The sequence below is a fragment of the Streptomyces sp. TLI_185 genome, assembly GCF_003814765.1.
Classification (GTDB): Bacteria; Actinomycetota; Actinomycetes; order Streptomycetales; family Streptomycetaceae; genus Streptomyces.
The window spans coordinates 1,592,379-1,605,644 of the sequence record NZ_RKRB01000001.1 but is presented as its reverse complement, the minus strand read 5'-3'; the positions used below and the strand labels follow the sequence as shown (position 1 = coordinate 1,605,644).

Sequence of the window (13,266 nt, the reverse complement as noted above, 5' to 3'; positions counted from 1 at the left end):
GGGTGACAACGATCCAGGACGTGGCGAAGGCGGCCGGGGTCTCACCGATGACCGTCTCGAACGTCATCAACGACCATCCGAACGTCCGCCCCGCGACGCGCGAGAAGGTGCTCGAGGCCATGGCGCGGCTCGACTACCGGGTCAACGTCGCGGCCCGCAATCTGCGCAAGGGCCGTACCGGAACCATCGGCCTCGCCGTTCCGGAGGTGGACAGCGCCTACTACGGACTGCTGGCCGCCGCCATCATCGCCGCGGCCTCTCGACGCGGCCTCAGGGTGAGCATCGAGCAGACCGCCTCTCGGGACAACGAGCTGGACGCCCTGTCCCTGTCCCGCAACCGGCTCTACGACGGGCTCATCCTGAGCGCCGCGGGCATGGGGCAGGGCGATGCCGAGCGGCTCAGGGTGGACCACCCGGTGGTCATCCTCGGCGACCGGATCTTCGGCGCCCCCGTGGACCACGTCGCCATGCCCAACTTCGACGCGTCCCACGCTGCCACCCGGCATCTGATCGAGCGGGGCTGCCGGCGTATCGCGATCGTGTGCGGGGCGGTCGAGGAAGTGGACACCTCCAGCCTCCGCATCACGGGCTACCGGAAGGCCTTGGAGGACGCGGGCCTGTCCGCGGACCGCGCCCTGGTGCAGCAGGTGGACCGGCTCGGCATGCGCGAAGGTGCCGAACGGGCCCGGAAGATGGCGAAGAGCGGGCTCGACTTCGACGGTGTGTTCTGCGTGACCGACGCCCTCGCCATGGGCGTGCTTCGGGGCCTGGCCGACGTCGGGACGCGCGTACCCGACCAGGTGAAGGTGATCGGCTTCGACAACGTGTCGGAGAGCGAGTTCTTCATCCCGTCGCTCTCCAGCGTCGATCCGGACCACGACGGTATGGCAGAGCGGGCGGTCGACCTCCTGATCAGGCGCATCGAGCAGACCCAGCCGCCGGCCCGGCACCAGGACGTCGTCGGCGGCTTCTCCCTGGTGATCCGGGAGTCGACGGGCGGCTGAGACCCCTGCATGCCCGCACCCGGCGCCCCCTCTTCCGCGATCCCGTGTACGACGGCGCCGCCGACCCGGCCGCCGTCCGGAACCGGCAGGCTGCGGTGCGACCGCGACCAAACCCTCCAGTGGATCATGCTCTCCTCCAGCGCGGCGAGCGCCGGGGCGACCGAGGCCAGGCCGCCGCAGCGGTTGACGGCAGGCTTGTAGAACTCGGCGAGCGCGGCCGAGTACAGACCGCTGCCCGGGACGCTGCCGGAGAACCCGCTCGACCCGGCGTGGCGGTACTGGACCCGATGGGGACGGCCGTAGCACGGTTCAGCCGGCGTAGACCCTGCCCTGCTTCACGACATAGTGCGCCGGCTCGGAGCAGCCGATGGACGGGGTGATCGTCAGGCTGACGGCGACCGGCGCGGGCTCTGTGCTCGCGGTCGTGAACTCGCAGACGGCGTGGCTGCCGGTCAGCGGGTACCAGTACCATCCGTCGACATCGCCCACCGTGACCCGGTCGGACTCCTTCCACCTGCCGCTGTCGTGCGTGTAGACCTGCAGCCGCACCGAGGCGGCGTACTCGTCCTGAGCCGATCGCAGCGCAGTGAGCGTGATCTTGTAGTCGCTGCCCAGGACGGACGAGGCGATCTGCTGTGTCTGGGGCGCCGCGGTCTCGGCGTTGGAGGCCGAGGCTCCGGCGGTCCCGAGGACGCCCGCCATCACAAGGGTGACGGCCGCGGTTGCGGCGCGACGGCTACGGTGATTGCGGAGCAGGTTCATGTTCCCCCCGTTGGGTCGAGTGGTGCGGTTCGTGCGGTCGCCGCGGTGCTTAGCGGCCACGCCCCGCCGCCGATGTTCGCCCCTGCGCCGGGTGGGTGAGAAGCATTTCGAACCTGCTCGAATTACGGGCAGCTTGCGGACAGTTGCGCCGGTGGCGGCACCACTGTGCACGGCGGCTGTGCGGGAGCCGCCGCCACAGCCGCCACTCCCGCTACGGGGTGCCGCCGACGGTCTGCCCCATCTGCTGCAACTCTCCTTCCTCGCCGTCCAGGAGCCGGTGGCCCATGATCGTCACCGAGTGCCGCACGTACTGCCCCTCGCGCCGGCTTGCCACCAGCCCTCCGTCCCGGAGGACGGTGAGCTGGTAAGTCGCGCTGGGCAGGGCGATGCCGACAGCCGTCGCCACTTCGGAGGTGGTCCGGGGACCGCCGCGGGCCACCTCGGCGAGGACCGAGGCCCTGGTGCGGCCCAGCAGACGGTCGAGTCCGTTGTCGTTGAGGGTGATCGAGTCGAGCGGCCGTGCGGTGACCGGGTAGACGAGAACCGGGCCGAGGGCCGGATCGGCAAGAGCGGTGGGCCTGCGCCAGCAGAAGTAGGACGGGACCAGAAGCAGCCCGCGGCCCTCCAGATACAGGTCGCGGTGGGTCGGATACTCCACTTCCAGGACGGGCGCCCGCCACCGGGCGAGCGGACGCAGGCTCTCCAACAGAGCCAGGACACCGCCGTCGAGGAGGACACGAGAACGCAGGTCGACCTCGTCACGGATGGCTCTGCGGGCGTGGGCCCAGCGCGGTTCGAGCAACGTCGTGGCGGAGATTTCCAGGGCCTTCGCCAGAGACCGCAGGCCGCGGTCTCCCGGTCGGCCCAGCGCCGTGGTCCACCCGGGCAGGGGACGCGCGGCGGCGAGCCTGCCCAACTCGTGCCGCAGTCGGCCGGGAGGAGTGGCCTGTATCTCCTCCAGGGCCGCGGGCAGACCCCCTTCCAGGACGGTCGGGGTGAGGAAGTCGGGGATGTACCCGACGGGCGGGACGAGTGTCTGCAGCGTGTGCAGGGCACGGCCGGCCACCGGGTCCGTGGCGAGGCGTTCGCGGACGGAGCGACGCCATGCCCCGAACTCGAGCGGGCCCTGGTGTGTGACCAACCGGCAGGTGGCGCAGACGAGTTCCCACAGCGGGTCGGGCCGGCGTGAGATTCGGATGTTCTGTAAGTCGTGGGTGGTGAAATGGATACGGAGCATGCGGCCTCATTCGCGGACAGTGGGGGGTTGGCCGAGGGTGGAGAGCGGTGAGCGTCATCATGAGTGACGACTGACAAGCACGGTGGTTGGTTGCCGCGTTGAGACAGACGCCCGGGGCAGATCGGTTGGATGCCGCCGTATTCGGCCCGCTCGTCGCAGACGTCTGCTGCGGGGCGGGTGAGCACCAGGAGATGCCGGACCCTTCGGGTGGAGAAGCGGGCTTGCCCGCGGCCGGCCGCGTTCGGTCACCACGCCCGGTAGGACGAGCCGTTGGACGGCGGGGTGCATGGCGTCGCACCGTGAAGCGCCCGTGAAAACCCTGTGGAAGCGGTGTCAGTGGTGCCGTTTATGCTGCACCGGACGATCACGCGGGACCAGGGGAGGGTGCGGCATGTTGGGGAGGCTGTTCGGCAGGGGTGCGGAGAGACCGGCGGCGGATCCGCACGCCCTTCCCGTTCCGCGCCGGCTCAAGAACGGGATGTACACGCTGCACGCGCTGGGGGACGCGCGGGTGCTGGCGCTGGTGGAGGCTGCAAAGGCGGGTGACTGGGAGGCGGTCAAGGCGGCGCTGGCCCCCTTCGATCTCGGCCGTGACCACCAGGTCCTGGGCGAGCTCGCCGACTTGGACGGCGTGCAGGACTGGATCGGCCGGGCCGTCGAGCAGGACAAGGAGCACCGGGCGACGGCCCTGCTGATATCAGGAGCGCGCCACATCATCTGGGGCTGGGAGGCAAGAACCTCCGCCCGTGCCGTGAACGTGAGCCAGGAGCAGTGGCGGGTCTTCCACGAGCGGCTGCACATCGCCGAGGAACAGCTGCTGGAGGCCGCCGAGTTGAGGCCGGAATGGGTCACGCCGTGGCGCCGCCTGCTCACCTCCGGCCGTGGCATGTCACTGGGCCGTGCCGTCAACGAGACCCGGCTCGACGCCGCCCTGCGCCGCGCCCCTCTTGACCTGGAGACCCACATCGAGTGGGTGTCGCAGCTCCAGCCCCGGTGGAGCGGCGAGGCGGGCGAGGCACTCGCGTTCGCCCGTGAGGCGTTCGCCGGCGCGCCCGAGGGTCATCGCATCGGCTGTGTCATCGCGATGGCGCACATCGAGGACTGGGTCGAGTCCGACAACAAGAACTGCCTCGTCACTCCGGAGATCCAGGACGAGTTGCTGGAGGCGGCCGAGCACAGCATCCTCCATCCCGCCTACGAGCGACGCCCGGGCTGGCAGGAGGACTTCAACATCTTCGCCATGGCCTTGTCGCTCGCCTCCGAGCGCATCGCGCTGCCGCGCGTCTTCCACGAGCTGGGCGGCGCCTACACCTCATGGCCCTGGAAGTACATGGCGAAGCCGGAAGAGATGTACGCCCGCGCCCGGCGCAATGCCTGAACCCGCCACCCCAACCGTCGCCTGTCGCTCACCTCACCCCGGACTGCCCGATGACTCTGCCTGACACCACCGTCAACCCCGCCGGCGCCGACCGCACCTTCCAGGTGGACCTGCGCGGCCTCGTCGATCTCCTCTCCCATCACCTCTACTCCAGCCCTCGCGTCTACCTGCGCGAACTCCTGCAGAACGCGGTGGACGCGCTGACCGCGCGGCACGGCCTCGAACCGAGCACTCCCGCCGGCGCCTTCGGCATCCGCCTGTACGCGGACGGTTCGGTGGTACGGGTCGAGGACGACGGCGTCGGTCTCACCGAGGCCGACGTGCACACCTTCCTCGCCACGATCGGCCGCAGCAGCAAGCGCGCCGATCGGATCGCCGAGCAACGCGCTGATTTCATCGGCCAGTTCGGCATCGGCCTGCTCTCCTGCTTCCTGGTCGCGGACGAGATCCATGTCCTGAGCCGGTCCGCCCGCACCCCCGACGCGCCCGCCGTGGAGTGGCGGGGTCGCGGTGACGGCAGCTACACCGTCCGCACCCTGCCCGCCTCGGCCCGTCCCCGGCCCGGCACCACCGTCACACTGACGCCGCGCGCCGACGCGGGCGAGTGGACCCGCCCGGCCCAGGTGCACGCGCTGGCCCGGCACTTCGGCTCGCTGCTGCGCCACCCGGTGACCTTCGACGACGGCACGGGCGGCCCGGGCGCACCCGTCAACCCCGAGGCCGCACCCTGGTCGCGTACCTACCCCACACCGGGAGCCCGCTCGCGTGCGCTGGCCGCGTACGGCGAGGAGGTCTTCGGGTTCAAGCCGCTGGACACCATCGAGCTGGACCTGCCGGCCGTGGGGCTGAAGGGCATCGCGTGCATCCTGCCCGAGGCGGTGCCGGCCGGACGCCGCCACGGCCACCGCGTGCACGTCAAGGGGATGCTGCTGTCCGAGCAGGCCGAGGAGATCCTGCCCGAGTGGGCGTTCTTCGTCCGCTGCGTCGTCGACGCCGAGAGCCTGCGCCCGACGGCGTCCCGCGAGTCCCTGTACGAGGACGACACCCTCGCCGCGGTCCGAGACGCCCTCGCCGAGCGGCTGCGCGCGTGGATCGCACGGGCCGCCGCCAGCGACCCGGACCTGCTCGGCCGCTTCCTTCAGGCCCACCACCTGGCAGTGAAGTCGCTCGCTGTGCACGACGACGAGATCCTGCGGATGCTGCTGCTCTGGCTGCCGTTCGAAACCACCGACGGACACGCCACACTGGACGAGTTCGCGCGCAGCCACCGCACCGTGCTCGTGACGTCGAGCGTGGAGGAGTTCCGGCAGGTCGCGGCGATCGCCTCGGCCGCCGGGCTCGGCGTCGTCAACGGCGGCTACACCTACGACCGCGAACTGGTCCACCGGCTGCCGGAGATCAGGCCCGAGGTCAGCGTCGCCGACCTCGACCCGGCGACCCTGACCGCCCATCTCGACCCCGTCGACCGGGAGACCGAACTGGCCGCCGCGGCCTACCTCGCCCAGGCCCGCGACGCCCTCGCCGTCTTCGACTGCGACGTCGCGCTGCGCACCTTCCAGCCCGCCTCCGCGCCCGCCCTCCTCCTCGACAGCCGCGAGGCCCGTCACGAGCGCACCCGCTCCCAGCTCGCCCGCGAGCAGCAGGGCGGCGTGTGGGGCGACATCCTCGGCGCTCTGCGCCAGGAGGCACCGCGGGCCCAGCTGATCCTCAACCAGCTCAACCCGCTGGTGCGCACCGCTGTCACCATCGACGAGCCCGAGCTGGCCCGCACCAGCGCCGAAGCCCTCTACGGGCAGGCCGCGATGCTGTCCCGGCGCCCGCTCAGGCCCGCCGAGTCGAGCCTCATCAACCGCTCCTTCCTCGACCTTCTCGCCCACGCCCTCCGCAAGGACAGCTGACGATGCCGACCGCACCCCAGAACACCGACGAGCTGTACCAGGCGCTCCAGGAGAACGACCGGCGCCCCTACGGCCGCACCCGCACCGTCATCGCCGAGGAACTCGTCGACGCCGCCGAGCAGTTCGCGGAGCCCCTCCCGCTGGTCCACGCACTCCTCGAACTCCAGGAGGCGTACACCTACGGCGCCGAACCCCGGAAGTCGCCCGTAGTCTTCGCCCGCCTGCTCACCCTCTTCGACGAGCAGCCCGACGTCTTCGACGACCGCCTGCGCCACCAGCTGTTCTGGCGGTTCAAGTGGGTGGCCCACGCACTGCTTCAGCTGCCCGAGATACCGCTGGCCAGCCTGCGCCAGTGGCTGACGGAGATGCGCGACCGGTACGAGAAGGCCGACCTCGGCCTGCAGCCCTACTACGGCCAGGCCTACCAGCTCGCCGCCCACGTGGGCGAGGACACCACCCTCGCCTACGAGCTGTGGGCGGGCCGCACCCGCACCAGGCTCAGCGACTGCGAGGCCTGCGAGATCTGCGAGCGTGCGCTGTACCACCTCGATGCAGGCGACGACGAGCGGGCCCTGCGCACCTGGGAGCCGGTCCTGGCCGGGAAGGAATCCTGTCACGAGGAGCCGGCCCGCTCCATCTCGTACGCACTGCTGCCCCTGCTGCGCACCGGCCGCACCGACCAGGCCCGCGAACTGCACCTCGCCGGCTACCGCGGCTGCCGCCGCAACCCCTCCATGGCCCAGGAGGTCGCCCGGCACCTGGAGTTCTGCGCGCTGACCGGCAACGAGGCACGCGGCCTGGAACTGCTCGCCGAGAACCGCAGCCTGTTCGACGAGGTCGACTCGCCGCTGGACCAGCTCGGCTTCCTCACCGGCGTGGAAGTCCTCCTCCAGCGCGTCGAGCTCCTCGGCCACGGCGAACAGCCCGCCGCCGGCTACGCGGGCCGCACCTGGACGGTGGCCGGCCTGCGCGCCGAGGTGCGCGGCAGCGCCGACGACCTCGCCGCCCGCTTCGACGCCCGCAACGGCACCACGGCCCACGCCGACCGCCGCCGGGCCCGCCTCGACCGTGCCCCGCTCCTGGACGCACTGGAACTGACCCTGCGTCCCCGCAGCCTCGACGACATGGCCCCGGCCGCGCCGGTCGCCGCGCCCGCCGCCCGTACGGCCGCCGTCGTCCCCGACTCGCTGCCCGAACTCATCCTCCGGGCAAGGACCTTGGACGAGCAGGGACACCCCGACGCACACGCCTGCTGGGCGCGGCTGCGCACCCTCGTCGCCGGCCGCGACTACACCCACCCCGACGACCCGGCCGTGGGTCCGCTCGTACGACTGCGCGCCGACCTGCTGGCCGACGAGGCGAACCGGGCGGGCAACAAGGACGAGTTCGCCGTCGCCGCCGACCTCCACGAGGAGGCCGCGGCCTTGTACGACGCTGCCGGACAGCCGGGTGACGCGGCTCTCGCCCGTGCCTGCGCTCTGCTCGCCACGGCAGAGATCCCCGCGGAGAGCCCCACGGAAGGAGCCGACGAAGCCGAGGCGAAGGCTGCCGCTCTGACCGCCGCCCACACGTCCATGGTCCGTCTGCACGAGGAGACGCCCGGCCTCGCCCCGTACCAGGAGGCCCGCCTGCTGCGGCTGCGGGCGACCGCGCTCGCCCTGCGCCTGCAGACGTCGCGGAGCGACGAGGACGTCGCACCGGTCCTCGCCGAGGTGGACCTGCTGCACGCGTTCGCCAACCGGCACGACATCGCCGGGCAGATCTCCGGCGCCCTGCAGCTGCGGGCCAGCACCTACGCCATCTCCGGCGACCTGCCCGCCGCGGTCACCGAGACCGACGCGCTCCTCGACCGGCTGAAGGCTCACGGACCCGCCTGGCACCTGCCCCGCACACTCGGCCTGCGCGGCCGCCTCCACCTCGGCCTGCGGGACGCGAAGACCGCGCACGCGGACCTCACCGAGGGCCTGCGACTGGCGGCCGACTGGCCGGCCGACTCCGTCGACACCACCCGCCTCCACGGTGATCTGGCCGAGGCCTGCATGCACCTGGGCCGCCCCGACGAGGCCCTGCGGCATCTGACGCGCTCCGCGGAGCTGGACCTTCGCCACGGCAGCCGGACGGACGCCTACTGCACCTACAGCAACGCAGCCCGACTCAGCCTCGACCTGGACCGCGTCGAGGACTGCATCGCCCTGCTCGACTCCCTGCTGGCCGAACCGGACATCGCCGCCGGAGAGGTGGACGACCGGCTCGTCGCCCAGCTGCGCCTGACCCGCGCCCGCGCCCTGCACGCGGGGGAGGACCTCAAGGCCGCCACCGCGGAGTTCGTCGCCCTCGCGGCCGAGTCGGCCGACTGGGACGACGACCCGGGAAGCCATGCCATGATCGCCGCCGAGACGGCCGTACTCCTCGGCGAGGCCGGCGAGTTCGGCCGCGCCCGCGAGGCCGCGGACCAGGCCCTCGCCGCCCACGCCCGGGCCCCGCGCTACGAGCAGCTCAGCAACTGCCTGCGCGAACTCGCCCGCCTCCAGGCCCAACAGCAGGGCCCCGACGGCCTGGCCGACGCCCTCGCCTTCCTCGCCGACGCCGGCCGGATCGCCGACGAGGCCCGCACCGCCGGATACGAGGCGCACGGCCGCTCCCTGGACACCGCCCTTGCTTACGAGCACGGACGGGTCAACGCCTACGCCGGCGAGTACGAGGACGCCCTGGCCGCCCTGGACAAGGCCCTCGCACTGCTCGGCGAACCGGGAACGGACGACGGCCGCGCAGGCGAGTGGGCCGAGTGCATCCGCCTCGCGGGTGCCGTCGAGGGCCTCTACCTGGAACGCCCCGCCCCCGCCCTCACCCGCCTCGACGCGGCGATCTCCCACCTGACCGCCCTGGGCCACACCGAGGAGAGCGAGCCGCTGACCTCCCTGGCGGCCCGGCTGCGCGACGAGGAGTGACGCGACGGTGCCGGGGCGACGGCCTGCCCCGGCACCGGGGCCATTTCGGCTTGCGCGCAGAACTTCCTTTCAGAGCAGGGCCTTTGCCGTGCCGGCGTTGGCTGCACCCTCGTCCGTGCGCGGACCGTCAGCGCCCCGCAACAGGAGATCGGTCCTGGTTACGAGAGCGGTCCCAGGATCTCCTGGGACTCGATGAGCCCCTGGTCGCTGGGTGCCTTGCCGTCGTCGAAGACGCGCGCGGCCTGCCGGGCCCGGAATTCGAGGTGGGCTTCGGCGGGTTTGGCGTAGCCGTAGCGGGCGCGGGCCTCCGCGGGCGCCAGCACTTCCTCCTTGCGGGGAGGGATGCCGAGCTTGATCGGCGCGATCACCGGAACCGTGGAGGGCGAGAGCCGTGCCAGCAGGCGCAGTTCGGCCTTGGGGCTGAGGTGGGCGAGCGCGAAGGCCGTTTTCATGACGGGCACGATGAGCAGATCGAGGAGGCGTGACTGCCGGATCCCCGCCATCTCGCGCATCCAGCGCGGCATGGTGGCGATCGTGGCGATCCGCTGTGCCCTCGCGACAGCCAGGCTCGCCGGTTTCGCCCACCATGGTGTCGGCGGCAGTACGAGCTCACTCCGAAGCAGGTGGTGCATCGCCTGCCGGGCGATCGGGCTGGCGGACAGCCGCGGGCGCATGTGATCGAAGTACGCCCGGACGCCCTCCCGGCTGCGGGGGATGTCGTCGGGGGAGCAGGTCTGCAGTTCGGCGGCGACCGCGCACGCCTCCCAGTACTCCTTCTCCTCCTGCGCGGTGAGCTTCCCGGGGCCGTACTTCTCGTACGCGTAGAGGATCGAGTGCCAGCCGGTGAGCTGGATCCACAGCTGCGAGGCAGGGTCGTTGGCGTCGTAGGTCCCGCCGCCGTAGGGCAGTTCGCCGATCGCCTTGGAGTGGACCTTCACGAGGACGTCCGCGGCCTTGCACACCTCCCGGGAGCCGGCGAAGGCCACCATCGCGAAGTAGCGCAGGGTGCGGTCGTAGCGGGTGCGGGAGCGCCGGTAGATGCCCTGGGTCGCGTGGACGGCGGCCACCAGTGGTGGGTCGAGTTCCTCCACCACCACGGCCCGCTGAAAACCGACCGTCGGCGCCGTCGGATGGCTCCAGACCTTCCACACCACCGAACCCGGGCCGAAGAAGCCGTAGTCCTCGTGCGGTTCGACCTCACTCCGCTTCGACTTCGCCATGGAGCCGCTCCTCATGCGTCCGGGCGCATGCCGCCCTCGATTACGACACTACTGTCTTAAAATAAGACACGCATGTCGTAAGATGCCAAGGTGTCAGCACCCGCACCTTCGGAAGACAGGCCACGCAAGCGACGCCCCTACGCCCCGCGCGTCCCGATCGCGGAACGCCGAGAGCAGTTGCTCGACGCGGCCCTCGCCGTGATCGTGAGCGACGGCTACGACCGGGTCTCCATCGATGCCATCGCGAAGAGGGCCGATGTCGCCCGGTCTGTGGTCTACGGCGCCTTCGAGAACCTCGACGCCCTCCTGACCGCGCTGCTCGACCGGCAGCAGGCACGGGCCTTCGGACGCCTGCTTGAGACCATCCCCAGCGCGCATGATCTGCGCGACCCCGCTGCGTTCGTCTCCGAGGCCGTGCGTCGGATGTCCGCGATGCTCCGCGAGGACCCGGACACCTGGCGGCTGATCCTGCTGACTCCGGGCAACATGCCCACGGTCGTCCGCGACCGCATCGAGGCGGACCGAGAGCGGTTTCGGCTCCAGGTCGAGGAATGGATCTCCATCGTCCTGGCCGACAGGAGCGGCCCGGCGCTCGACCCGCAGGTCCTCGCCCACGCCCTCGTCGCCTGCGCAGAACACTTCGGCCGCATCGCACTCACCGATCCCGGCAGATTCGATCCGTCGCACCTGGTCGACCAAGTGCAGGTGATCCTCGGTGTCATCTGGCCGCCGACGCGTTGACGGCGCGTCGGCGACATCAAGCCGTCACGTGGAGAACAGCCCATCTGGTGGTCGTCTCGTAATGACGGAACATTCCGTGTCGGGTGGAGAGGGTCGTGACGATGCCTGTCCCGCGACCGTTTTCGTGGTGCTCGGCGATGTGGGGGCCGCCGGGCGACGGACGTCGTCGACGTACCGGCCCCGCGTCGGTCACCTCGATGCGGAGCCCGCGGCAGTTGCCGTCCTCCGGCATGGACAAGCGCAGCACTGCCGGCGGCAGCGCGTGGACGATCGCGTTGGTGGTCAACTCCGAGATCACCAGGAGGGCGTCGTCGGCCGTCGACGCGGGCACCCGCCATTGGGCGAGAACGGTGCGTGCCCGTCGGCGTACGGCGGAGACGGCCTCGGGGATGTGCGGCACCCGAAGATCCTCGACCCGCGAGGCCGGCTCTGTCTCGGCGTCGGGCATGTGCGTGGCCGGGGTGCTCACCTCGGTCACCTCCACTGGTCTCTGCTTCGCATGTCGCCGGCCGGCAGCCGGGTCCGTGCCGCTGGTGGCGGTCGGGTCACTCGGCGGCGGCGAGGATCTGGGCCAGTGTCGCGACGGCCTGTTCGGCGTCCGGGCCTTGGGCGCGGACGGTCACGGTGCTTCCGAGAGTGGCTCCCAGGCCCATGACGGCCAGCACACCGGTCGGATTGACCGTCCGGTCGCCGTACTCCAGCTGTATCGCACTGGTGAAGGTCGCTGCGGCCCGGGCGAGTTGACCCGCCGGGCGGGCATGGAGATCGGCGGGCAGGACGACAGCCCTCTCATGCCTGGACACGGTCGTCGCGGTCGTGGTGGTGGGCTCAGAGCTTGTGGACATGACGGGCCTCCTTGGCGGCGTCGGCGACGGTCTTCAGGTCGGCGCCGGATGCGGCGGTGACGACGGCTGCGACGGCCCCTTCGACGAAGGGCGCGTCGACGATCAGCGCGTCGGGGTGGGGATGGTCTTCCAGGACGGTGCGGGCGGTCAGGACGGAGCTGCCGAGGTCGGGCAGGACGACGACGCCCTGGCCGCGGTCGACGCTGCGGATGGCGGCGAGGACGAGGTCGTAACTGGTGCCGATCCGGCCGTCGTCGGTGCCTCCGGCCGTGGCGAGGGGGACCGCGTCGGAGCCGATCTGCTCCACCAGCAGGCGAAGGCCCGCGGCGAGCTCGGCACTGTGGGACACGAGTACGATGCCGACAGATGTGCTCATGAACAGCTAACGTAGATGTCGGAACAGCGTTCAGCAATAGTGAACCGAGGAGAAATTTTCGATGGTGCAGGCCGTGCAGCGAGCGGTGCAGATACTGCGGGAGCTCGCGTCCACCGGTCCGCGGCTCGGAGTGACCGAGCTGGCCGACCGCCTGGGCGTGGCCAAGCCGACCGTGCACGCGCTGCTGCGGACGCTGGAGGCCGAGGGGCTGGTGGTGCAGGACCGGGACAGCTCGAAGTACCAGCTCGGCCCGGAACTGGTGCAGCTGGGCAACGCCTACCTGGACACCCAGGAGCTGCGGACCCGCTCGTTGACCTGGGCGGACCAGCTCGCGAACCGGACGAACGAGGCGGTCTGGGTGGCCGTGCTCACCGGTGACCACGTCCTGGTGGTGCACCATGCCTTCCGGCCCGAGGGTGCCGTGCAGATCCTCGAGGTGGGCGCCAGTATTCCGTGGAGCACGTGTGCCCTGGGCAAGGCGATCGTGGCCTTCCTTCCGGCCGGCCAGCGTGAGCGGCTGCTCGCGGGTGAGCCGGCGGTGCTCACCGGCGCCAGCATCACCGCCCCGGAGGAGCTGGCCGGGCAGCTGAAGGAGGTCCTCAGGACGGGCTACGCGATCGAGGACCAGGAATCCGCCATCGGGGACGCCGGTATCGCCTCTCCCGTCTTCGACCGCTCCGGCGAGGTGGTCGGCTCTCTCGGCATCATCGGCCCCGTCGAGCGGATTCTGGCCGAATCCGCACGTCAGGAGCTTGCGGTCGCCGTCCGGGAGACCGCCCGCAACCTCTCCCGCGATCTGGGCGCCCCCCGCGGGGCGGCCGCGCGCACCACGTTGAGCTGACCCGCCGCGCAGTCGG

General features: G+C 71.3%; 12 protein-coding genes. 6 read left to right on the top strand and 6 right to left on the bottom strand.

The annotated features are described in order from the left end of the window. Window positions 1-2 precede the first annotated feature (2 nt). Window positions 3-1,004, top strand: coding sequence for a LacI family DNA-binding transcriptional regulator (locus EDD92_RS07175; RefSeq protein WP_123963529.1), 1,002 nt, complete (start codon window positions 3-5; stop codon window positions 1,002-1,004). Between the two features lie 309 nt (window positions 1,005-1,313). On the opposite strand, the gene EDD92_RS07170 is transcribed toward EDD92_RS07175, so the two are convergent. Together EDD92_RS07170 and EDD92_RS07165 are read right to left on the bottom strand one after the other, a co-directional pair. Continuing rightward, window positions 1,314-1,766 carry a hypothetical protein gene (locus tag EDD92_RS07170; protein ID WP_123963528.1) on the bottom strand — a complete coding sequence of 151 codons (453 nt, stop codon included), beginning with the start codon at window positions 1,764-1,766 and terminating at the stop codon, window positions 1,314-1,316. Window positions 1,767-1,977: 211 nt separating this feature from the next. Then, entirely contained in the window at window positions 1,978-3,003 is a 1,026-nt protein-coding gene (locus EDD92_RS07165) for a helix-turn-helix transcriptional regulator (RefSeq protein ID WP_123963527.1), read from the bottom strand. Window positions 3,004-3,394: 391 nt separating this feature from the next. Here EDD92_RS07165 and EDD92_RS07160 point away from each other — a divergent pair, with 391 nt between their 5' ends. Genes EDD92_RS07160 through EDD92_RS07150 form a run of 3 tightly spaced genes read left to right on the top strand, consistent with a single transcriptional unit; the run spans window position 3,395 to window position 9,227 of the window. Next, window positions 3,395-4,381, top strand: coding sequence for a hypothetical protein (locus EDD92_RS07160; RefSeq protein WP_123963526.1), 987 nt, complete (start codon window positions 3,395-3,397; stop codon window positions 4,379-4,381). Window positions 4,382-4,431: 50 nt separating this feature from the next. Further along, window positions 4,432-6,279: an HSP90 family protein gene (locus EDD92_RS07155; RefSeq protein WP_123963525.1), complete on the top strand. Its 1,848-nt coding sequence runs from the start codon at window positions 4,432-4,434 to the stop codon at window positions 6,277-6,279. Window positions 6,280-6,281: 2 nt separating this feature from the next. Further along, a complete protein-coding gene (locus tag EDD92_RS07150) occupies window positions 6,282-9,227 on the top strand; it encodes a hypothetical protein (RefSeq protein WP_123963524.1) in 2,946 nt (981 codons plus the stop codon). A 158-nt stretch (window positions 9,228-9,385) separates the two neighbouring features. On the opposite strand, the gene EDD92_RS07145 is transcribed toward EDD92_RS07150, so the two are convergent. Next, on the bottom strand, window positions 9,386-10,447 hold the full coding sequence (locus tag EDD92_RS07145; RefSeq protein ID WP_123963523.1) for an oxygenase MpaB family protein: 1,062 nt from the start codon (window positions 10,445-10,447) through the stop codon (window positions 9,386-9,388). Window positions 10,448-10,537: 90 nt separating this feature from the next. Between EDD92_RS07145 and EDD92_RS07140 the strand changes: the two genes are divergently transcribed. Continuing rightward, the gene (locus tag EDD92_RS07140) at window positions 10,538-11,188 is read left to right on the top strand and encodes a TetR/AcrR family transcriptional regulator (RefSeq protein WP_123963522.1); all 651 of its coding nucleotides are present in this window, start codon (window positions 10,538-10,540) and stop codon (window positions 11,186-11,188) included. 16 nt (window positions 11,189-11,204) lie between these two features. Here EDD92_RS07140 and EDD92_RS07135 read toward each other — a convergent pair whose 3' ends face one another. The 3 genes from EDD92_RS07135 to dhaM all read right to left on the bottom strand — a co-directional run bounded on the left by EDD92_RS07135 (window position 11,205) and on the right by dhaM (window position 12,409). Continuing rightward, entirely contained in the window at window positions 11,205-11,657 is a 453-nt protein-coding gene (locus tag EDD92_RS07135) for an ATP-binding protein (protein WP_311736759.1), read from the bottom strand. 76 nt (window positions 11,658-11,733) lie between these two features. Beyond that, the gene (locus EDD92_RS07130) at window positions 11,734-12,033 is read right to left on the bottom strand and encodes an HPr family phosphocarrier protein (protein ID WP_123963521.1); all 300 of its coding nucleotides are present in this window, start codon (window positions 12,031-12,033) and stop codon (window positions 11,734-11,736) included. Then, the gene (gene dhaM, locus EDD92_RS07125) at window positions 12,017-12,409 is read right to left on the bottom strand and encodes a dihydroxyacetone kinase phosphoryl donor subunit DhaM (protein ID WP_123963520.1); all 393 of its coding nucleotides are present in this window, start codon (window positions 12,407-12,409) and stop codon (window positions 12,017-12,019) included. Before dhaM ends, EDD92_RS07130 begins: the two co-directional genes overlap by 17 nt. A 61-nt stretch (window positions 12,410-12,470) precedes the next feature. Here dhaM and EDD92_RS07120 point away from each other — a divergent pair, with 61 nt between their 5' ends. Beyond that, entirely contained in the window at window positions 12,471-13,250 is a 780-nt protein-coding gene (locus EDD92_RS07120; protein WP_123963519.1) for an IclR family transcriptional regulator, read from the top strand. The last annotated feature ends 16 nt before the right edge of the window (window positions 13,251-13,266 follow it).